Here is a 21,946-nt window from a genome sequence, read left to right on the forward strand (position 1 = left end):
AATTCGTTTTATGTTTATAAATATCTCAAGCTACAAATTTACTACATCGATTTCTTTTCCTATATATATAAGTGCTTTTTTTATCACTTTATAACCCATTAACTCAATTGCCGTTTGATAATTTTCCAATTGCTGTTGGTATTTCACATTATGTGTTCCCGTTTTATAATCTATCAACAAAACTTCTTTGTTTTTAGTTAAAACCATTCGGTCTGGTTTAATGGTTTTACCTTCTTTTTGAATAATAGTTTGTTCATTCAAAACTTCATTTCCTTCGGCAAAACAAATTCCTAATTCACTGTGATTGACAATTTCTTGAATCGTATTAAAAACTATTTCTTTTTGATCAAAAGTTATCAATCCGTTTTCAATAGACTTTGTAATTGCCAAATCAACATCGTTTTTAGTTTTCACAAAAGACAGAATTTCATGAATTACATTTCCATATTCTATAGCTTCCTGCTGATGTGTTCCCCACATTAATGCTTCTCGCTGTGCAATTTTTATATTCTTCGGATTTAGAATTTCAGAAACCAAAGGAATCGTTTTTGAAGTGTCGATGTGTTGTTTTGCTGAAGATAATTTCGCTGGATTTCCAAATTCATATTCTAATTTATCTTCGGCAAATTCGCCTTTATTACCCAAATAATTAATGAAAAACGAACACATATTATTTTTTGGAAATTCGCCTTTACTGGATAAATTCATATTCGAAATCACATATAATTGCTCCTCAGCTCTTGTCAAAGCAACGTATAAAACATTGATGTTATCTAATAATTCTTCCTGCTTTTTTTGATTATAAACCTCCGCAGCTTCGACTCCAAACCCTTCTACCGCTTTACTATTGTCAATCAACACTTTTGGCAAACCAAAATCTTGTTCCTCCGCGTTGAGCCATAATTTATCTTTTGGCTTTAGACTATAATCTTCTTCTGCAAAAGGAAAAATCACAACCGGAAACTCCAATCCTTTCGATTTATGAATCGTCATAATACGAACTGCATTAGTCCCTTCCGGAGATGGAATACTAAATTTCTCCGCATTTTTATCCCAGAAATTTAAGAAGTCCGAAATCCCTGCTTGGTTGCGAATGTCTCGTTCCAGAACAATGTCCAAGAAATATTGAACGTAGGCATTACTAACTTTTGGGTTCAGGAACTTTGCTATTATTGTCTCCACCGCTTCATACAATGATTTTTTTCTAATGTTTTGAAACGAAAGCGAAACATCGAAACTCATCAACCAATTTTCAAAATCAGTTTCCTGAAACAACGCCATTCCTCGAGCAATAAAATCGTGAATCGGTAATTTATCCTGACTGTTTTGCGCTAAATATTGAAGAAAATTTGCTTTGGATTCTAAATCAGAACTGTTTTTCAAATATTTCAATAAATGAATAATTAATCGAACTTCGGTAGCATTTTGAATCATCAAAGTTTCCGAAGACAAAAGTGGAATCCGTTGCTCGGTCAAATAATTCGCAATCGCAATTCCTTGACTTCGTTTCCGAGTAAGAATCACAATATCTTTGTATTGAAAGCCTTGTTGCAGTACTTTTTGAATCGTATTTAATGTCGCTAAAACATACAAATCGGTTTTATCCAAAGTTTCTTCGTCATCTTCCGAAGTTTCTACTTTTGGAATAAAAGAAATATTTACGTAGCCACCGGTTTTATCATTCGTTTTTTGATGACTGTGATTTTCATACAAATCCTTATAATCCAAATGTTCGAATTCGTTCGAAATCAATTTGAAAAAATCATTGTTGAATTCGATTATTTGCGAATAAGAGCGGTAATTTTTATCTAAATGTTCGAGTCTTTTGTCTGGGTTATTGAACGGATTTTGGTCTTTACTCAACTCGATAAACTGCTCTGCTTTCCCGCCACGCCATCTGTAAATGGATTGTTTTGGGTCGCCCACAATCATCAAAGTCCCTTTTACTCCAAAATCATCCTGACCCGAAAGCGCATTATCTATTAGCGGAATCAGGTTTTGCCATTGCATTTCGGAAGTATCCTGAAATTCATCAATAAAAAAATGACGGTAGCGCTCGCCCAATCGTTCGTATATAAAAGGAGCCGGCTGATTTTGAATCTCACGATGAATAATCGCATTGAATTCCGAGATAGAAAGTACATTTTGTTCTTCCTGAATTTTGGCTAATTCATTACTCACTGTATTCAGCAATGACAAAGGCGTAATGTTTTTCAGGAACGCTTTATAGAAATTTATTTTTTCAAAAGCAGTATAAACTTTAGTAAGAATTAGCAAAAATTCAGGAATAAGGTTTTCAATAATCGCTCGATCTTTTGCCGTTTTATTGATTGCAATATCATCAAACTCATGAAAAGTTTTATTCTTGGGATTGAATTTCCCTTGTTGAATACTAGTAATATGATTTGGAAAAGTTCCTCTGGAAAAAGATTTTACATCAATTCCGTTTTTATCAATTAACGTTAGCGCTTCTTCTGCAAAAATAATAGTTTGCTTTTCTAAGTCTTTGCAGGCTTCGGAAAGTTTGTTTTTTATTTCGACAAATTCAGTGATGGATTTATCTTGAAAATGGGTGATTTCATTTCGGTTATTTTCGTTTAAAACCAACCGACCGGTTTCGAGAATTTCACGAGAAATATCCCAAGACTTATCATCATCGGTTTTTTCCATCGTGAAATCAATTAACAGCTTGGTTAATGTTTCATCTTCTCCAGCTTGAGCAATAATAGCATCGACGGCTTCTATTAATAAATTTTCAGTATCTAATGTGACTTCAAAAGTCATAGGCAAATTCAAATCATGCGCAAAAGCCCGAATCACTTTATGCGTAAACTTATCAATGGTCGAAATATCAAAAGCGGCATAATTATGAATAATATGCTTGATGATTTGCTGTGATTTGGTTTTGATTTGAATAATGGATAATTCTGTATCTATGGCCAAATCCTGCATTAAATCCTGCGCTTTCTCGCTGGGTTCGTCTTTGGCAAATTCAGAAAGACTGCCTACGATTCTACTTTTCATTTCGTGAACCGCTTTGTTGGTAAACGTAATGGCGAGAATGTTGCGATAAGCATCATTTTTTGGCGCAACAAGGATAATTTTTAGGTATTCTTTGACAAGCGCATAGGTTTTTCCGGAGCCTGCCGATGCGTCGTATATGGAGAATGAAGGTCTTTGCATTAAGATTTTAGATTTCTGATTAACGATTTTAGATTTCTGATTTAGAATTAGCGTCCTAATTTCTCATATCTCCTAGCCCTGATGGAAACGGCATCCTTTTTATAAGGTGATTTTTCTTCAACTTATAAAAAGATATAGTGAACAGCAGGAAATAGCTTCTAAAAACACACGTATTAATAGGTTACTTTTAAAATTTGTCCCGAAACTTCGGGATAAAACTTAAAAGTAGTATTTTTGCAGCATGGAAACAAATAGACAGAAAAAAATAGGTGGGGTTATCCAAAAAGATTTGGTTGATATTCTGCAAGGTGAAGTGAGAAAAAACGGATTGGCTAATTTAATCATTTCGGTATCCAAGGTTACTGTGACTACAGATTTATCAGTAGCGACAGTGCATTTAAGCGTTTTCCCTCAGGACAAAGCAAAAGAGATTTTAGAGGCGGTGAAGTCCAATGCTAAAAACATTAAGCATGATTTATCGCAACGCGTTCGTTTGCAATTAAGAAAAGTTCCAAATTTGGTTTTCTTTATTGATGACTCTTTAGATTATATAGAAAAAATTGACAATGCTTTAGCAAATAGAGATAATCCTATAGAAAACAGAGATCTTTTGGACAAACGCAGATTTCAATAAAATTTGAATTTTCCCCTTTACATAGCCAAACGCTACATTCGTAGCAATAGTAAAAATAATGCTATCAATATAATCAATCGCATTGCCAGCATGGGAATTATTGTTGGCGCAATGGCTTTGTTTGTGGTTTTATCTGTTTTTAGCGGGTTGAAAGTTTTTAGTCTTTCGTTTACGAATGAGATTGATCCCGACCTAAAAATAAGCAGCACTCTGGGAAAATCCTTTTTGATTTCTCCAAATCAAGAAAGCCAAATCAAGAAAATTGATGGCTTAGTTTCGTATACTAAAATTATTGAAGAGCGTGTTTTATTCACTTTTGACGGAAAACAGGAAGTTACCTACTTGAAAGGTGTTGATTCTAATTTCAGTAAAGTAAATGCCATAGAAACAAAACTTTTCAATGGACAATGGTTGAAACCAAATACGTATCAAGTGGTTGTGGGCTACGGAATTTCCCAAAAATTCTCCATGGGATTGCTTGATTTTAATCGTCAATTAGAAGTTTTGGTTCCAAAACCAGGAAAAGGCGCTATCGAAAATCCGGAAGAAGCTTTTAACAAAACGGATCTAATTCCGGTTGGGATTTATGCAATCAGTGAAGATTTGGATTCCAAATATGTTTTTGCTGATTTAGGTTTAGCGCAGGAATTATTGGAATACAAAACCAATCAGGTTTCCGGGATTGAAATCAAGACAAAAACCGATGCTGACGAAAGTGCAATTACAGAAAAACTTCAAACTATTTTTAACAATAAAATCACCGTAAAAAACAGGGCACAACTCAACGAATCGCTTTATAAAATGTTGAATACCGAGAATATAGCCGTGTATTTAATCTTTACTTTGGTGATTGTTGTGGCGCTTTTTAACTTGATTGGCGCGTTAATTATGATGATTTTAGACAAAAAAGGAAACCTAAAAACCCTTTTTAATCTTGGAACCGAAATCAAGGATTTACGAAAAATATTCCTGCTTCAAGGCACTTTATTGAGTGTTTTCGGCGGAATTATTGGTTTGGTTTTAGGAATTATTATTGTGTTGTTACAAGAATATTTTCAGTTGGTCATGATTACTCCTACACTGGCGTATCCTGTGATTTTTTCTCTCGAAAACGTACTAATCGTCATGGGAACTATCGTTGCACTAGGCTTTATTGCTTCCTTAATTGCGAGTAGTCGCGTGAGCAAGAAGTTATTGGATTAATTTTTTTAATTAAAAAGAATATTTACATTTACCTTTCTTAAAATCTAAACGCTATGATAGTTTCTGTCTAGTCCTTCTTTATTTCTAAAATAATTAGGGTCACTTTATTTACTTTTAAGTTCAGCTAATACGTCTGAACTATCCATCTTATTAATCCTAATTTATCATGACAGAAACAACAATAGAAAAAAACTTATTTTCTCGAATTTTTACAACATTAAAACAAGCTATCAAAGGAGATGAATCTTTTGATTACACGTCTGGAAGCATCAAAAAAGGAGTAATTCTCCTAGCGATTCCGATGGTATTGGAAATGCTTATGGAATCCGTTTTTGCTTTAGTCGATTTATATTTTGTCGGTCATTTAGAGCAAAGCAGTTATGCTATTCAAGCGGTTGGTTTAACCGAATCAGTAATCACGATTGTTTATTCTATTGCTATCGGAATTAGCATGGCCGCTACTGCGGTTGTTGCTCGGCGAATTGGCGAAAAAGATCCTGTTGCTGCTGCAAAAGCCGGAATGCAAGCCATCATTATTGCATTTGTTATCAACACAATAATCAGCATTTTTGGTTTTATTTATGCCAAAGATATTTTGTTATTTATGGGAGCCTCTATTGAAGCTGCTGAATATGGGCTAAACTTCACTCGAATTATGATGGGCGGAAGTTTATGCATCATGCTTTTATTTCTTATTAATGGAATATTCCGTGGTGCAGGAAATGCTGCCATTGCCATGAAAAGTCTTTGGTTGGCTAATATTTGCAACATTATTTTATGTCCCATATTAATCAATGGATTTGGACCTATTCCTGCTTTTGGATTAATGGGTGCCGCAATGGCAACAACTATAGGTAGAAGTATTGGTGTTTTGTACCAATTGTATCATTTATTTAATGGCAGGGGAATATTGAAAATTATACCTTCTTATTTCATTCCAGATTTGGAACAAATAAAAGCATTGGTAAAAATCGCTGCTCCTGGAGTATTACAATTTGTAATTGCTTCCTGCAGTTGGATATTTTTGGCTCAATTAGTCGCTACAACGGGTGGAGATCATGGTTCGGCGGGATATCAAACGGCATTACGCATCATGATGTTTTTTATTCTTCCTGCTTGGGGATTAAGTAATGCTGCTGCAACTTTGGTGGGTCAAAACTTAGGTGCCAAAAAAGTTGAACGTGCCGAAAAATCCGTTTTTACGACCGCAAAATACAATGTAATTTTTATGGCAATTATTACAGTTATCACATTGTTTTTTGCCAGTTCCCTGATTTCATTTTTTACAAATGATCTTATTATTCAAAAGATTGCCGTTGAAGCATTACAAACCATGTGTTTGGGATATGTTTTTTATGGAATAGGAATGGTGTTAATTAATACATTCAATGGAGCCGGTGATACCTGGACTCCAACAATGATTAATTTTTTCGGATTCTGGTTGTTCCAAATTCCATTGGCTTATTTATTATCCAAATATTATAAAATGGGGCCAACAGGTGTTTTTATAGCGATTCCTATTGCCGAAACCGCAATTACTTTGGCAAGTATCTTTCTCTACAAAAGAGGAAAGTGGAAACGCATCAAAGTATAATAAAAAAGGCTTAACAATTGTTAGGCCTTTTTTATTTTAAACAACTTCATATCCTGCATACGCTTCTTCAATCTCATCCAAAGCAGCAAATAATTCTTCAGGACGATCCAGCGTTACTAATTTTTGTTTGTAAGGTTTAAAAGAATGAATTCCTTTAAAATAATTGGTGTAATGAGGACGCGTTTCAACAATTCCTAGTCTTTCGCCTTTCCATTCCATTGCCCATGTGAGGTGATTTCTGACAGCTTCCACTCTATCAATAACTGTAGGTTTTGGCAAATGTTCTCCAGTTTTGAAGTAATGTTTGATTTCATTAAAAATCCAAGGATAACCAATAGCAGCACGACCAATCATGATTCCGTCGATGCCATATTCATTTTTGTATTGTAATGCTTTTTCCGGAGAATCAATATCGCCGTTTCCAAAAATTGGCATTGTGATTCTTGGGTTATTTTTTACTCGGGCAATGTGCGACCAGTCGGAATGACCTTTATACATTTGGGCACGAGTTCTGGCGTGGATGCTTAAAGCGGCTACGCCAATGTCTTGCAAACGCTCCGCAACCTCATCAATATTAATGGAATTATCGTCCCAACCCAAACGCGTTTTTACGGTTACCGGCAAGTGGGTACTATCTATAACAGCCTGAGTCAAGCGAATCATTAAATCTACATCTTTCAAAACACCGGCACCGGCACCTTTGCAAACGACTTTCTTAACGGGACAACCAAAATTAATATCTATTAAATCTGGGTTTACTGCGGAAACAATTTTGGAGGACATGGCCATTGCTTCTTCGTCACCACCAAAAATTTGGATTCCAACTGGTCGTTCGTAATCGAAGATGTCTAATTTCATTCGGCTTTTGATAGCGTCACGAATTAATCCTTCGGAAGAAATAAATTCCGAATACATCAAATCGGCACCATGAGCTTTACACAATCTGCGGAAAGGCGGATCGCTCACATCTTCCATAGGTGCGAGAAGTAAAGGGAATTCGGGTAATATTATGTTGCCAATCTTGACCATCTTCATTTATTTTGGTGCAAAATTACGTTTTTTAGATGAAAGGATAAAAGAAGAAAGAAGAAAGACTTAGTATTAAACCGATTAGTTTGCCAATTCGGGACTTTGAAACTGTTGAATTTAGCTTATATTTGCAGATTAATTGTCGCTGTTTGGCGATTGCGTGAGGGATAGCAGTGAAAATCCTTTTCCTTTTTTCTTTAAAAAGGAAAAGATTGTAGCGAAAAGCCCGACCCTTGTGGTCACGCCCTGAAATAAATTCAGGGTAAACCCAAATAAATTTGATATTATATTAGAACATGAAACATATTAGGAATTTTTGCATTATTGCACATATTGATCACGGAAAAAGTACGCTTGCTGACCGATTACTTGGCGCAACACAAACTGTTACCGCTCGTGAAGAAAAGGCGCAATTGCTTGACAACATGGACTTGGAACGTGAACGTGGGATTACGATTAAGAGTCACGCGATTCAGATGGAATACACATATAAAGGACAAGAATACATCCTGAATTTGATTGATACTCCGGGACACGTGGATTTTTCGTATGAAGTTTCTCGTTCGATTGCAGCTTGTGAAGGCGCACTTTTGATTGTAGATGCAGCGCAAAGTATCCAGGCACAAACGATCTCGAATTTATATTTGGCTCTTGAAAATGACTTGGAAATTATTCCAGTTTTGAATAAAGTAGATTTACCAAGTGCCAATCCTGAAGAAGTAAGCGATGATATAGTGGACTTATTGGGATGCAAATTAGAGGAAATTATTCATGCATCAGGTAAAACTGGTTTGGGTGTAGAAAATATTTTGGCAGCCATTATTGAAAGAATTCCTCCTCCATCAGGAAATGTTGATGAACCGTTACAAGCCTTAATTTTTGACTCGCATTACAATCCGTTTCGAGGAATCGAAGTTATTTTTCGTGTGAAAAATGGACAGATTAAAAAAGGTCAGAAGATAAAATTCATGGCTACCGGAAACGAATATTTTGCAGACGAAATTGGTACTTTGAAACTAAATCAAGTTCCGAAACAAGTAATTTCAGCTGGTGATGTTGGGTATTTAATTTCTGGAATTAAAGAAGCGAAAGAAGTAAAAGTAGGTGATACGCTAACAGACGCGAAAAACCCGACTACAAATATAATTACTGGTTTTGAAGATGTGAAACCGATGGTTTTTGCGGGAATTTATCCTGTGGATACTGAAGATTACGAAGAGTTGAGAAACTCTATGGAAAAACTGCAGTTGAATGATGCATCATTAGTGTTTTTACCGGAAAGTTCAGCAGCTTTGGGATTTGGTTTCCGTTGCGGATTTTTAGGAATGTTACACATGGAAATCATTCAGGAACGTCTTGAAAGAGAATTCAACATGACTGTAATCACTACAGTTCCAAACGTTTCTTATTTGGCTTACACCAAAAAAGATCCTACAACACCACTTATCGTAAACAATCCTTCGGACTTGCCGGAGCCATCTCGTTTAGACCATGTTGAAGAACCTTTTATTAAAGCAACTATTATTACAAAATCTGATTATGTTGGAAATGTAATGAGCTTGTGTATAGAAAAACGTGGGTTGATTACGAATCAAACATATTTGACTACGGAACGCGTAGAGTTGACTTTTGATATGCCGTTGGCAGAGATTGTATTTGATTTTTACGACCGTTTGAAAACAGTTTCTAAAGGATATGCTTCCTTTGACTACACGCCTATTGGGATGCGAACTTCTAATTTGGTTAAAGTTGATATCTTATTGAACGCAACGATTGTTGATGCTTTATCATCCTTGATGCATGCAGATAATGCGTATTCTATTGGTAAAAAAATGTGTGAGAAGCTGAAAGAATTAATTCCGCGCCAGCAATTTGACATTCCTGTTCAAGCAGCTATCGGAGTAAAAGTAATTTCACGTGAAACGATAAAAGCGTTACGTAAAGATGTTACCGCCAAATGTTATGGTGGAGATATTTCCCGTAAACGTAAATTATTGGAAAAACAGAAAAAAGGTAAAAAACGTATGAGACTGGTTGGAAATGTTGAAATTCCACAAGAAGCGTTTATGGCTGTTTTGAAGTTGAATGATTAATTTTTTTAGAGAATAGAAGAAAGAACAAAGAATAAAGAGAAAACCTGACGATGTAAAAATTGTCAGGTTTTTTTGTTTTTATTTATTCTTCAACCATTCGAACAATCGTTCTGCATCTTCGGACTTAAACAATTGGGTTCCCTCATTTATTGTTGCTGCCGATCCACAGGCAACGCCCCAACGAATAACTTCTTTCAGGCTTTTATTTTGCGAAAGCGCCCAAACCATCCCACCAACCATACTGTCACCGGCACCTACTGTGCTTTTTTTGGCAACGTTGGGAGCTGGTACAAAATCATAGGAATCTTTTGTAACCAATACTGCACCTTGCGGACCAAGTGAAACAACTACGATTTCGGCTCCGCCTTTTGCAATGATTTGTTTTGCAGCTTCGTTTACTTCTTCCAGTTCCAACCGCTCAACGCCTATTAATTTTGCAAGTTCTCCAACATTGGGTTTGATCATATAAACACCAATTTCTAATGCTTTTTTTAAGGATTCACCAGAGGTGTCCACAATTAACTTGGCATCTGATTTTTTTGCGATTTCAGCAATTTTTTGATAAAAATCTATTGACAAACCTTCATTCAAACTTCCACTGGCTACTAGAAATTTTAGATCAAAATTAGCTATGGTTTCTAATATTCTTTTGCTTTCTTCTTCTGAAATTTTTCCGCCTGTAAATCCAAATCGGTATTGTGAATTCGTATTATCATCTACCGCAACGAAACTTTCTCTTGTCCAAGTTTGGACTTCAATTGCTTTAAATTCAACAGATTCTTTACTAACCAATTCCTCAAGCATTTTACCCATTGGTCCACCTGAAGTAAATACCGCTAAAGATGACCCTCCTAGACGGGAGATTGCCTTAGAAACATTGATTCCTCCTCCTCCCGCATCATAACGTGGTTCATCACATCGTATTTTTTGTTCCGGGACTAAGCCTTTAAAATGCGTGCTTTTATCTAAAGCCGGATTAACTGTAAGCGTAACTATATCAAATGATTTCATCTTTCACAAATTTTACTACTCTAAAGGTCGGATAAAATTCATAAAAATTGGTACAAATCAAGGCGAATATTTCTTCGTATATTTGCAACCTCAAAAACAATTAAAATAATGATTGAAGATAAAAACCCACAACGAACAAGTATTGCTCAATTAGGAGAATTTGGATTGATAGACCATTTGACAAAAAACTTTGAAATCAACCAACCTTCTACTTTAAAGGGAATTGGAGATGATGCTGCCGTTTTGGATTTCAAAGATAAAAAAGTAGTCGTTTCAACTGATTTGTTGATTGAAGGCGTACATTTTGATTTGGCTTACATGCCCTTAAAACATTTAGGCTATAAAGCAGTCGTAGTCAATGTTTCTGACATTTGTGCCATGAATGCCAAACCAACGCAAATCACGGTTTCTGTTGCTGTATCAAATCGTTTTCCTTTGGAAGCATTAGATGAATTATTTGCAGGAATTACGCATGCAGCGCGTGAATATAATGTAGATGTTATAGGTGGCGATACTACCTCATCGCAAAAAGGATTAATAATCAGTATTACTGCTATTGGAGAAGCTGATGAAGAGGAAATCGTGTATAGAAATGGCGCTAAACAAACTGATTTATTAGTGGTTACTGGCGATATCGGAGCTGCTTATATGGGATTGCAAGTTTTAGAAAGAGAAAAGCAAGTTTTTCAGGTGAACCCAAATTCACAACCAGATTTAGACGCGTATACCTATTTAATTGAACGTCAATTGAAGCCGGAGGCACGCAAAGATGTCCGCACTTTATTACACGCTTTAGAAATAAAACCAACCTCTATGATTGATATTTCAGATGGATTGTCATCGGAAATTATGCATTTATGCAAGCAGTCTAAAGTGGGTTGTAATTTATATGAGGACAAATTACCAATCGATCCAACATTTATTAATGTTTGTGAAGAATTTAATATTGACAGTACAACGGTGGCAATAAATGGAGGAGAAGATTACGAATTGCTTTTTACCATTGCCATGGAAGATTTCGAAAAAATCAAAGCAAATCCAAATTTCACTATTATTGGTCACATGACACAAGAAAGTGAAGGCATTCATTTAGTAACTCGCGCCAATACAAAAATTGCCTTAAAAGCCCGTGGCTGGGATGCTTTGACACAATAAAATTTCTTTAAACAAAACAAAAAACGACACCAATTAAGTGTCGTTTTTTTGTTTAAGAAATTAAAAAAGTAATCCTTTACTTTTAGCTTCTCGGACTAAGTCGATATCGCTACCTTCTTCTATCTTTAATAGTTCTTTTAATTTTATTTTTCGTCTCTCAATTGCCCCTAATGAAATTGGAATATATTGCGGGATATCACTCAGCTTAGTTCCTTTAGAAATATGAAATAAAATTTCTTTATCAAATTGATCAATTTCTATACTATCTTCTTCCGATTGAGATAACATTTTTAGAACAGACTGACTATAATATTTTTCATTTTTTATAACTTTATCAAAAGCGAAAAGTAATTCATCAAATGTTAAATCATTTTTTATGACCAATCCATTAGGATTTATAGTTTTGATAATGGTTTTTATTTTTAATAATTCTGTATACATTGTAAGCAAAATTATTTTACAGTTTGGCATAAATTCCGATATTAATCTTGCCAAATCCTCCCCTGAATAAATATTTTTTTCTTCATAAGGCGGCATACTAATATCTAAAAAGGCAATGTCAAACAACAAAGCATCCGGATTTGTAATAATTCCATAAGCCGATTCACAGTCTTTAGCTTGTGTGATAAAAAACTCAAACTCATTAGGATTATATCTAGTAATTGCATTTTTGTATCCTTCTATAATAAAAGGGTGGTCATCAACGATTAATATATTATTTTTTTTTGTTGATTGGTCAATTATCATTTCTGTATAAGTTTTTTTATTATTCTATTGGGACTGTAATTGTTATAATTGTGCCTTCTCCTTTTTTTGATTTTATATCAACAACTCCATCACATTCATTGGTTCGAAAAAGTATATTTTGCAAGCCAATTCCTTTTTTAGCTGTCTTAACATTAAAGCCGACTCCATCATCACTCATCATTAAAATCAGATGATCTTCTTCTTTTTTAAGTTCAATTTTAATATTATCTGCTATAGCGTATTTATTAACATTTTGAAGTACTTCCTGAAGAATTCGATATAAATTAATTTTGACTGAATTACTTACTAATTCCCATTTTATACCTGAATCAATAATTGAAACTAATTTTGATTTAAATGTCTTTTTTTGATCCTCAAACAGATTGTCAACAATAGCAACGAAGTTATTAATTAATTCTGATTTTTCTCTATTTAAATCATGAGAAATTTCACGAATATCCTGCTCAATACTTTTCAACTCTGTTAAGTAGTTATTTCTTTTTTCAACAGCTGTTCCATCATCAATTTTATTTAAGCTGTCTAAGTTAATTCGAACACCAAACATCCTTCCTAAAACTCCATCGTGTAATTCACGAGCGACTCTTTTTTTCTCCTTAATTCTAATCCCTTCAATAGTATTCTGTTGTGAGATCATTAAATTATAGATTTCCTCATTTGCTTTTTGTTGCTGTTGTTTGAATAACAACTCTCTATTTTTTGCTTTTTGCGTTTTAATTACAAAAGTAAACAACCCTAACATTGCCAATCCACTGAAAATAAAAACTAAATTCCTATTTTGCTCAACTAAATCCGAGTTTTTATCTTTTATTTGATCCGTCTCATATGCTATTCGGGTGAATTTTTCCCCCATATTTCGTTCCGCTTTTTGGAGACTGTCGTTAATATGAATGTATTGTTTGGTATAGCTAGCTGCTTTTTTGGGTTCTATAACAGCTAATTGCTTAAGCGAAGCTAAGACATTTCGGGAATTTTTGGAACTCCGGGCTGCTGCAAGTGCTTCTTTGGAATATTTCACTGCTCTTATAGTATCCTTTTTAGACGCAAAATATTCAGACAAATGAATTTTATTTGTGATAATCCCAGCTGTCAATTGCAGACTATCTCTCAGCTTAAGGGATTGATAAAACAGTTTGGGTAGCTCCTCAGATTCTTTGATTTTAAATTTTGAATAAGCCAAATTATCCAATAACATCGCATATAATGATGGCTTATCAATTAATAAGTTTTCTTGATCCAGTCCTTGTTGAAAATAAGATATTGCCTGTTTGTGATTATTCATGTTTTGGTAAACATACCCAATATTATTCAAAGAAACAGCTTTAGATTGAAATACAGATGGTAACACTGTCTCATCAATATTGACCAAAGCTTTCATATGAAAATCTACTGCTCTATCGTATTCTTCTCGTTCATTATAAACTATTCCTAAAAGATTATAGGAATCATATAATATATCATTTGCCTTTTTTCCTTTTATAGCTCGTAAGGCATTAAATACAGCTATTTCACTACCCGAAAAATCACCTTCACTATATTGCAGCAATGCTTTATTTAATCGTGTTTTAGCCAAACTATGATTATCATTAAGATTATCATATATTTTATCAGCCAAAGAATAGTAAATAAAAGCACTGTCTGAAATGGCTTGAGCGCCATAATAATCTCCTAAATATGTATTGGCTTTTGCCATATTCACGGAGTCATTATTACTTTTCGAATTTTCTAAAACAAGGCGCACAGTTTCTTTGTACCCTTTCCAATCATTCATATTATAATATCGGTTAGCAACTCTGAACAGATTTACCTTATTCATCGAATCATTAGGCTGATTGCTGATAATAGCTAATGCTTTTTGATTGTACTGCTGTTTTTTGATAAGCGGTAGACTATCTTCGTTAGCCAGCGAAAGATAGGAAGATAAACTATCCCTTGAAGATACTTCGGCTGAATTTACTTTTGTTTTCTTGGTACAACCAAGAAACACAAACAGTACAATAAAAAATATGTAGTAAATCTTTTTCAATAGGTATTCTTGAATTTTACCAAAAATAGTGAAATAAACCTATTGACATAAAAAAAGGCTATCAAATTTTGATAGCCTAATAATTTTTATGAAATTATACTAAAATATTAATCTATTTAGTCAAGTTTTTTATTTCCTCCTGCTGATTGATTGCCAGTTAAATCTAATTTCTTATTTCCTCCTGCTGATTGATTGCCAGTTAAATCTAATTTCTTATTTCCTCCTGCTGATTGATTACCAGTTAAATCTAATTTCTTATTTCCTCCTGCTGATTGATTACCAGTCAATTCAACTGTTGCGTTATTCTCTATTTTAGACACATTAGAAGTCTCAGGTGTAGTAAACGATGTTAATATCATTACTAAAGAGAATAATCCGATTGTTAAGATTGCTTTTTTCATAATTTGGGTTTTTATGTTGTTGTTTTGTTTTGTCTTATTTTGGAACCACATTTACATAGGATTCTTTTGTAAAACTACAGAGACAACTTCAAAAATTCCTACAAAAAAAGGCGTTTATGGTAGAATGTAGCCGTTTGATAGTGAATGACTGTCAAATTAAAGTGAATGACTTTTTTTTAAATTTCCAGATAATTTCCATTGGAAAATTCAGAAATAATTAGGTCGATATTTACCTTATATGATTTAGAGAAAGGAAGTTTTACAGCACTGTTCTTAATATAACACACTGAATTCCCACTATGAATCCTAGAAATATAATTACGATTGACTATATAACTGTTATGAATTCTAATAAAAGGAAACGATAAGACGCCTTCAAAATGCTTCAATGTTTTGAAAGCAGTTATCATCTCACCATTATTTAGATATATATCCGTAGAATTATTATCGGCTTGGAAATAACAAATATCTTTAGCATCAATATATCTGTAATCACCATAGGATTTGATACACAGAATTAGAGGCTGATCTTGATTTTGGATTTCTTGTCTGACTAAAACTGTCGGTTCTTTATCAGCAACTGATGAGTGTTCTAAAAAAATTTCTTTCGGAACAATTGATTTATTTAATTTTAAAACTGATTTTACAACATCGATTCGTGTCAGTGGTTTTATTAAATAATCGAAAACCTCATATTTTATAGCATCAAAAGCTAAATCTTTCCTAGCCGTTGTGATGATAATTTTAGGAATTACGGTCAAATACCTGTATAACTCATTAATTAGAGTCAACGACAAATTACTAGCCGGATTAACTGGGTCTATTTCAAGAAAAACTATTTGTGGAGTATGTTCTAATATTAGATTTAAACCCTCTTCATAATTATTAGCCGATGCTACAAAATCAAGTTCTGAAAAACTATCAGCTATGGCTTTAGTTTTCAAAACACTTTCTTGATCGTCGTCAATAATAATGTACGAATAATTCATCAATAGTTTTTCGTGGAATTGTTAGGCATTACATTATACGTCCAAAGTAAAACATACTTCAAATTATTAAGTAACAATGGTAGTTTTGGGAAACTAATTAAACAAAAAATGCTTATTTAACATTCTAAAAATAAGCATTTAACCTTTTTTCCATATATGTTGTTAATATGTTCTTAACAAATGTTGACATGTTAAGATGAAGTGCAAATAAATCCGATAAAGAGCGTAAATCTATCGCGCAAAAGAAACTAATAACTCCGTTTATTCTAATTAATTGCGTATCAAAAAAAATCATTTGATACTATCCTAAAAACAAAAAGCCTTCCTATTCGGAAAGCTTTTCTTGTATAAAAAATTTTTAATTACATTTTCATCAACCAATTTTTCATCGAAACTTCATTCTCTATTATTGATTTCAAATCACTAATATTTACACGATCTTGTTTCATCGTATCTCTATGACGAATTGTTACCGTTTGATCTTCTATTGTTTGATGGTCGACTGTAATACAAAACGGAGTTCCTAGCGCATCTTGCCTTCTATAACGTCTTCCTACCGCATCTTTTTCGTCATAGGCAACATTGAAATCCCAACGCAAATCATCAATGATTTTATGTGCTATTTCTGGCAATCCATCTTTTTTTACCAATGGTAAAATTGCTGCTTTTGTTGGCGCTAAAACTGCTGGTAATTTCAGCACTGTTCTTGTAGATCCATCTTCTAAAGTTTCTTCTTTTAATGAAGTAGCTAAAACAGCTAAAAACATTCTATCCAATCCTACTGAAGTTTCCACTACATAAGGAACGTAATTCTGATTCAATTCGGCATCAAAATACTGTAATTTTCTACCTGAAAATTGTTCATGTGCTTTCAAATCAAAATCAGTTCTTGAGTGAATTCCTTCCAATTCTTTGAACCCAAAAGGGAAATTAAACTCAATATCAGCAGCTGCATTCGCATAATGTGCTAATTTTTCGTGATCGTGAAAACGGTAATTTTCTTTTCCTAAACCAAGTGACAAGTGCCAATTAAGTCTAGCTGTTTTCCAATGCTCGTACCATCTCATTTCATCGCCTGGACGTACAAAAAATTGCATTTCCATTTGTTCAAACTCACGCATACGGAAAATAAATTGTCTCGCAACAATCTCATTTCTGAAGGCTTTTCCAGTTTGCGCAATTCCAAAAGGAACTTTCATTCTTCCTGATTTTTGAACATTCAAGAAGTTAACAAAAATACCTTGAGCTGTTTCCGGACGCAAATATAAATCCATTGCAGAATCCGCTGAAGCTCCAAGTTTTGTTCCAAACATCAAGTTGAATTGACGTACTTCGGTCCAGTTTCTTGAACCTGATTCCGGGCAAGCAATTTCTAATTCTTCGATTAATGCTTTTACATCTTCTAAATCTTCGTTACCAAGAGAACGAGCCATTCTTTCGAGAATTTCTCTTTCTTTGGCTTTGTACTCCATCACACGGGAATTTGTTGTTACAAATTCCTGTTCGTTGAATGCATCTCCAAAACGAGCTTTGGCTTTTTCGATTTCTTTGATTGCTTTCTGATTTAGCTTTTCGGCATAATCTTCAATCAAAACATCCGCTCTATATCTTCTTTTTGAATCTTTGTTATCAATCAATGGATCATTGAAGGCATCTACGTGACCCGATGCTTTCCAAGTCGTTGGATGCATCAATATTGCCGCGTCAAGACCAACAATGTTATCGTTCATTTGAACCATTGCTTTCCACCAATATTCGCGTATGTTCTTTTTTAATTCTACTCCGTTTTGTGCATAATCATAGACTGCACTTAAACCATCGTATATTTCGCTTGACGGAAAAATAAATCCGTATTCTTTTGCGTGCGAAACTACATTCTTAAATAAATCTTCTTGTTTTGCCATAATGATGCAAAAATATAAAAAGTGAACTTAAAAAAAAGAAAATTGTTAAAGATTGAAGCATTGATTTGTCTATTTTTATAAATAAATCCCTGATTACATGTTTGAAAGCATTATTAATCTCTTTTTTCCAAAAGTCTGTTCCGGTTGCAGCTCGTTTTTATTGTCTAATGAAAATGTAATTTGTACGGTTTGCAGACACGATATTCCATTGACGAATCATCATTTGAATCCAGAGAATGATGCTTTCAAAAAGTTTTATGGGCGAATTCCCGTACTTCATACATCGGCATTATTTTATTTTCATAAAAAAGGAATTGTACAGGAGCTCATTCATAATTTAAAATACAAAGGGCATGAAGAAATAGGTGCAATTCTTGGCGAATGGTACGCAGAAGATTTAAAAACCATCGAATTATTACAATCTGCAGATGAAATTATTCCGGTTCCATTGCATCGAAGAAAACTAAAAGAAAGAGGATACAATCAAGTTACCGCTTTTGGAACAGCACTTTCATCGAGTTTGAATATCGATTATAATGATTCGCTTTTGATTCGGAATGTGTATTCAAAAACGCAATCCAAGAAAAACTTATTAGGAAGAACAGAAGGAATTGAAAGCACTTTTGATGTTTCCTTTACTGAAAAAGACCACAACAAACATTTCCTTTTAATAGATGATGTTATCACAACAGGATCAACACTGGAAGCTTGTTCCAGAGCTTTACTAAAAATTCCCGGTTCAAAAATTAGTATTGTTTGTATGGCAATGGCGCAATCATAATTTGGATATTTTGGCTACAAAACTGGTAATTAAAACAGAATGGTAATTTAAAGCACAGCCGTTTTTTAGCCCTGATTGAAGTGGAAATCCTTTTTATACGCCTTTTCGGCGTATAAAAAGATTATAACGGAAAGCAGGAAACAGCTCCTGAAAATAAGTCTGTTACAATGCCAAAGAGCGCACTATCAATTAATTTAATGAAATTATAACGAAATAGAATTTCCGTTTCCAAAGTTTAATGTTTAAATTTGAATAAATATTTATAAATCATTAAACAATCATATTATGGCTTTTGAATTACCACAATTACCTTATGCGTACGACGCATTAGAACCTTATATTGATGCGCGCACGATGGAAATTCATCACACGAAACATCACAACGCTTACATTACCAACGTTAATGCTGCTATTGCAGGGACGGATATGGAAGGTAAGACGATTGAAAATATTTTGATTAATCTTGATATGAAAAACATGCCAGTTCGTAACAACGGTGGTGGTTTTTACAATCATAACTTGTACTGGACTGTAATGACACCAAACGGTGGCGGACTTCCAACTGGAGATTTATTGGCTGCGATTGAAGCTGCTTTTGGAACTTTTGAAGAGTTTAAAGCTAGTTTCAGCAAAGCTGGAGCAACACAATTTGGTTCTGGATGGGCTTGGCTTTGTGTGCATAAAGGAGGAAAAGTAGATGTTTGTGGAACTCCAAACCAAGACAATCCATTAATGCCAGGTGTAGGTTGTGGCGGAACTCCAATTTTAGGAATGGATGTTTGGGAACATGCTTATTATTTAAATTATCAAAACAGAAGACCAGATTATATTGAAGCTTTTTTCAATGTAATTAACTGGACTGAAGTGGCAAGAAGATACGCTTTAGAGAAATAAAAAGAGAGTCAGATGAAAGAATAAAGACTTCAATAATTACTGTTGTCTTTATTCTTATTTCTTTTATCTTAAAACAAAAAGCGCCGATTTCTACATTTAGAAATCGGCGCTTTTTTTATGTCATTTTTTCACTTTATTCCAATAAAAAAGGTGGAATCTCTTCCACCCTTTTTGCCCCAAATCTACCATAAACTTAACCTACTAATGTTATGGTGATTCAAATTTATGCTAGTTCTTCGTTGCCACCAAATAAATTAGATGAACAACTTAGAAAACCGATTAAAAACCCATAGGCTCAATTATTAGTATGCCCTAGCATCTTTTCCTTCATAGAAATTCATGAATGCTCGGTTTACTACTCGGTTACCTCCAGGTGTTGGATAGTCTCCGGTAAAATACCAATCTCCTAGATTTTTAGGACAAGCAATATGCAAATCTTCTACCGTTTGAAAAATAATTTTCACTTCGGCTTTTATCTCCGGAGAACTCAACATTTGTGCTATTTTATCTGAAATCTCTTGTGGTTGAAAAGGTGCATATATTGCCGTTACGTAATTTACAACTTCGATGTCTTTGAAGTTTTCCTGTGCTTTACATTTCAGATATACTTCATCAACAATATGATATAAATTCCTTTCTTTAAGCAATTCTAATGCCGCTTTAAAAGCCACTAAACCTTCCAGTTTAGCCATGTCAATTCCGTAACAATCCGGGTAGCGTATTTGCGGTGCTGATGAAACAACAACTATTCGCTTTGGATTCAAACGATCCATCATTTTGATAATACTCATTTTCAAGGTAGTACCTCTAACAATACTATCATCTATAATAACTAAATTATCCGTTGGCTTTATAACACCATACGTCACATCGTATACGTGAGCCACTAAATCATCACGGCTACTATCTTCTGTAATAAAGGTTCTTAATTTAGCATCTTTGATAGCTACTTTTTCGGTACGTATTTTCACCGAAAGCAATTCTTGCAATGATTCCTTTGTTAAGGTATTTCTATTCTGAAGAATGTAATTATTCTTTCTTTGATTCAAGAAATCTTGTGCCGCTTCAACCAATCCGTAAAATGAAGTTTCAGCTGTATTTGGAATATAAGAGAAAACGGTATTGTCTGTATCTTCGTCTATTGACTCTAAAACGGCAGGCAAAATAAGTTTTCCTAAATTTTTTCTTTCTTGATATATTTCGGCATCACTTCCTCTGGAGAAATAAATTCGTTCAAAAGAACATGCTTTTTTAACCGTTGGCGGAAGAATTTCCTGCATAGAAACCGTTCCGTTTTTCTTGATGATTAATGCATTTCCAGGTTCAATTTCTTGAACTTTTTCGAAAGGAACATTAAAAACAGTTTGGATTACCGGTCTTTCTGAAGCCACTACCACTATTTCATCATCTTGATAAAAATAAGCGGGACGAATTCCTGCCGGATCTCTAAATACAAATGAATCACCATGACCAAGAAGTCCTGCCATAGCATAACCTCCATCTAAATTTTTAGACGCACGAGTCAAAATCTTAGCAACATCTAGCTTTTCAGCAATTACAGGCGAAGCTTCTCTTTTTGTCAATCCATTTACTTTACACTCTTGGTACAAATCAGTAACTGCACCATCCAGAAAATGACCAATTTTTTCCATTACGGTAACTGTATCCGCCATTTCTTTTGGATGCTGACCTAGTTCCACTAAACTTTGAAAAAGTTCTTTAACATTCGTCATGTTAAAGTTTCCTGCCAAAATCAAGTTTCTGTGCATCCAGTTATTCTGACGTAAAAAAGGATGAACACTTTCAATGCTGTTTTTACCAAAAGTTCCATAACGAACGTGTCCTAAAAACAATTCTCCTAAATAAGGAATCTTCTGTTTTTGTAAAGCAACATTGTCAGCATATTCTGGATGAGAAGCCATTTCCTCATTTATTCTGTCGTTTATTTGGGCAAAAACATCTTGAATGGGTTGTGCATGATTCGAACGCACTCTACTGATGTAACGTTCTCCTGGCTCTACATCTAATTTTATGCTTGCAAAACCTGCTCCGTCCTGCCCGCGATTGTGCTGCTTTTCCATAAGAAGATACATTTTTTGTATTCCGTAGAAAGCAGTTCCGTATTTCTCTTTATAAAATTCAAGCGGTTTGAGTAGTCTAATTAAGGCTATACCACACTCGTGTTTTAAAGCATCGCTCATTGTAAGGTTGTTTGTGTTGTTGTGTTATTCTAAAAATAAATTGAACTGATTTAAAAAAATCGATAAATCAGGTGTAATTCCCT

General features: G+C 34.2%; 16 protein-coding genes. 7 read left to right on the plus strand and 9 right to left on the minus strand.

Annotation, left to right across the window (positions count from 1 at the left end):
• Window positions 1-30: 30 nt before the first annotated feature.
• Window positions 31-3,183 (minus strand): exodeoxyribonuclease V subunit beta, encoded by a 3,153-nt coding sequence (locus tag C8C87_RS13905; RefSeq protein ID WP_121342996.1) that lies wholly within the window; start codon window positions 3,181-3,183, stop codon window positions 31-33.
• Window positions 3,184-3,424: 241 nt separating this feature from the next.
• Between C8C87_RS13905 and rbfA the strand changes: the two genes are divergently transcribed.
• The 3 genes from rbfA (at window position 3,425) to C8C87_RS13920 (ending at window position 6,614) form a co-directional block, all read left to right on the plus strand.
• The gene (gene rbfA / locus C8C87_RS13910) at window positions 3,425-3,817 is read left to right on the plus strand and encodes a 30S ribosome-binding factor RbfA (RefSeq protein WP_099714149.1); all 393 of its coding nucleotides are present in this window, start codon (window positions 3,425-3,427) and stop codon (window positions 3,815-3,817) included.
• 3 nt (window positions 3,818-3,820) lie between these two features.
• A complete protein-coding gene (locus C8C87_RS13915; RefSeq protein ID WP_121342997.1) occupies window positions 3,821-5,020 on the plus strand; it encodes an FtsX-like permease family protein in 1,200 nt (399 codons plus the stop codon).
• 166 nt (window positions 5,021-5,186) lie between these two features.
• Window positions 5,187-6,614, plus strand: a complete 1,428-nt coding sequence (locus C8C87_RS13920; protein ID WP_121342998.1) for an MATE family efflux transporter — start codon at window positions 5,187-5,189, stop codon at window positions 6,612-6,614.
• A gap of 36 nt (window positions 6,615-6,650) precedes the next feature.
• Here the strand turns inward: C8C87_RS13920 and dusB are convergent, their stop codons facing one another.
• Window positions 6,651-7,643 (minus strand): tRNA dihydrouridine synthase DusB, encoded by a 993-nt coding sequence (gene dusB / locus C8C87_RS13925; RefSeq protein ID WP_121342999.1) that lies wholly within the window; start codon window positions 7,641-7,643, stop codon window positions 6,651-6,653.
• A 296-nt stretch (window positions 7,644-7,939) separates the two neighbouring features.
• On the opposite strand from dusB, the gene lepA reads away from it, so the two are divergent.
• On the plus strand, window positions 7,940-9,736 hold the full coding sequence (lepA, locus tag C8C87_RS13930; protein WP_099714145.1) for a translation elongation factor 4: 1,797 nt from the start codon (window positions 7,940-7,942) through the stop codon (window positions 9,734-9,736).
• Between the two features lie 78 nt (window positions 9,737-9,814).
• On the opposite strand, the gene C8C87_RS13935 is transcribed toward lepA, so the two are convergent.
• Window positions 9,815-10,747, minus strand: a complete 933-nt coding sequence (locus tag C8C87_RS13935; protein WP_121343000.1) for a 1-phosphofructokinase family hexose kinase — start codon at window positions 10,745-10,747, stop codon at window positions 9,815-9,817.
• Between the two features lie 108 nt (window positions 10,748-10,855).
• Between C8C87_RS13935 and thiL the strand changes: the two genes are divergently transcribed.
• Window positions 10,856-11,902, plus strand: a complete 1,047-nt coding sequence (gene thiL, locus C8C87_RS13940; RefSeq protein WP_099714143.1) for a thiamine-phosphate kinase — start codon at window positions 10,856-10,858, stop codon at window positions 11,900-11,902.
• A gap of 60 nt (window positions 11,903-11,962) precedes the next feature.
• On the opposite strand, the gene C8C87_RS13945 is transcribed toward thiL, so the two are convergent.
• From C8C87_RS13945 to C8C87_RS13965, 5 genes are all read right to left on the minus strand, one after another.
• Entirely contained in the window at window positions 11,963-12,649 is a 687-nt protein-coding gene (locus C8C87_RS13945; RefSeq protein WP_121343001.1) for a response regulator, read from the minus strand.
• A gap of 19 nt (window positions 12,650-12,668) precedes the next feature.
• Complete coding sequence (locus C8C87_RS13950) at window positions 12,669-14,693, minus strand: ATP-binding protein (protein ID WP_233550039.1); 2,025 nt, start codon at window positions 14,691-14,693, stop codon at window positions 12,669-12,671.
• A gap of 116 nt (window positions 14,694-14,809) precedes the next feature.
• Window positions 14,810-15,094: a 3-oxoacyl-ACP reductase gene (locus C8C87_RS13955; protein ID WP_121343386.1), complete on the minus strand. Its 285-nt coding sequence runs from the start codon at window positions 15,092-15,094 to the stop codon at window positions 14,810-14,812.
• A gap of 176 nt (window positions 15,095-15,270) precedes the next feature.
• A complete protein-coding gene (locus tag C8C87_RS13960) occupies window positions 15,271-16,083 on the minus strand; it encodes a LytTR family DNA-binding domain-containing protein (protein ID WP_121343002.1) in 813 nt (270 codons plus the stop codon).
• A 362-nt stretch (window positions 16,084-16,445) separates the two neighbouring features.
• Window positions 16,446-17,987 carry a glycine--tRNA ligase gene (locus tag C8C87_RS13965; protein WP_121343003.1) on the minus strand — a complete coding sequence of 514 codons (1,542 nt, stop codon included), beginning with the start codon at window positions 17,985-17,987 and terminating at the stop codon, window positions 16,446-16,448.
• Between the two features lie 97 nt (window positions 17,988-18,084).
• Between C8C87_RS13965 and C8C87_RS13970 the strand changes: the two genes are divergently transcribed.
• Both C8C87_RS13970 and C8C87_RS13975 read left to right on the plus strand, forming a co-directional pair.
• Window positions 18,085-18,768 (plus strand): ComF family protein, encoded by a 684-nt coding sequence (locus C8C87_RS13970; RefSeq protein WP_121343004.1) that lies wholly within the window; start codon window positions 18,085-18,087, stop codon window positions 18,766-18,768.
• Between the two features lie 285 nt (window positions 18,769-19,053).
• Window positions 19,054-19,662, plus strand: a complete 609-nt coding sequence (locus C8C87_RS13975; protein ID WP_099714136.1) for a superoxide dismutase — start codon at window positions 19,054-19,056, stop codon at window positions 19,660-19,662.
• A gap of 302 nt (window positions 19,663-19,964) precedes the next feature.
• Here C8C87_RS13975 and C8C87_RS13980 read toward each other — a convergent pair whose 3' ends face one another.
• Window positions 19,965-21,863 carry an amidophosphoribosyltransferase gene (locus tag C8C87_RS13980; protein WP_121343005.1) on the minus strand — a complete coding sequence of 633 codons (1,899 nt, stop codon included), beginning with the start codon at window positions 21,861-21,863 and terminating at the stop codon, window positions 19,965-19,967.
• Window positions 21,864-21,946 lie beyond the last annotated feature (83 nt).

Source organism: Flavobacterium sp. 120, assembly GCF_003633605.1.
GTDB lineage: Bacteria > Bacteroidota > Bacteroidia > Flavobacteriales > Flavobacteriaceae > Flavobacterium > Flavobacterium algoritolerans.

Coding starts and splice junctions, on each gene's coding strand:
- C8C87_RS13905 (WP_121342996.1), bottom strand. CDS start 3,183: ATGCAAAGACCTTCATTCTCCATATACGACGCATCGGCAGGCTCCGGA.
- rbfA (WP_099714149.1), top strand. CDS start 3,425: ATGGAAACAAATAGACAGAAAAAAATAGGTGGGGTTATCCAAAAAGAT.
- C8C87_RS13920 (WP_121342998.1), top strand. CDS start 5,187: ATGACAGAAACAACAATAGAAAAAAACTTATTTTCTCGAATTTTTACA.
- dusB (WP_121342999.1), bottom strand. CDS start 7,643: ATGGTCAAGATTGGCAACATAATATTACCCGAATTCCCTTTACTTCTC.
- lepA (WP_099714145.1), top strand. CDS start 7,940: ATGAAACATATTAGGAATTTTTGCATTATTGCACATATTGATCACGGA.
- C8C87_RS13935 (WP_121343000.1), bottom strand. CDS start 10,747: ATGAAATCATTTGATATAGTTACGCTTACAGTTAATCCGGCTTTAGAT.
- thiL (WP_099714143.1), top strand. CDS start 10,856: ATGATTGAAGATAAAAACCCACAACGAACAAGTATTGCTCAATTAGGA.
- C8C87_RS13945 (WP_121343001.1), bottom strand. CDS start 12,649: ATGATAATTGACCAATCAACAAAAAAAAATAATATATTAATCGTTGAT.
- C8C87_RS13955 (WP_121343386.1), bottom strand. CDS start 15,094: ATGAAAAAAGCAATCTTAACAATCGGATTATTCTCTTTAGTAATGATA.
- C8C87_RS13960 (WP_121343002.1), bottom strand. CDS start 16,083: ATGAATTATTCGTACATTATTATTGACGACGATCAAGAAAGTGTTTTG.
- C8C87_RS13965 (WP_121343003.1), bottom strand. CDS start 17,987: ATGGCAAAACAAGAAGATTTATTTAAGAATGTAGTTTCGCACGCAAAA.
- C8C87_RS13970 (WP_121343004.1), top strand. CDS start 18,085: ATGTTTGAAAGCATTATTAATCTCTTTTTTCCAAAAGTCTGTTCCGGT.
- C8C87_RS13975 (WP_099714136.1), top strand. CDS start 19,054: ATGGCTTTTGAATTACCACAATTACCTTATGCGTACGACGCATTAGAA.
- C8C87_RS13980 (WP_121343005.1), bottom strand. CDS start 21,863: ATGAGCGATGCTTTAAAACACGAGTGTGGTATAGCCTTAATTAGACTA.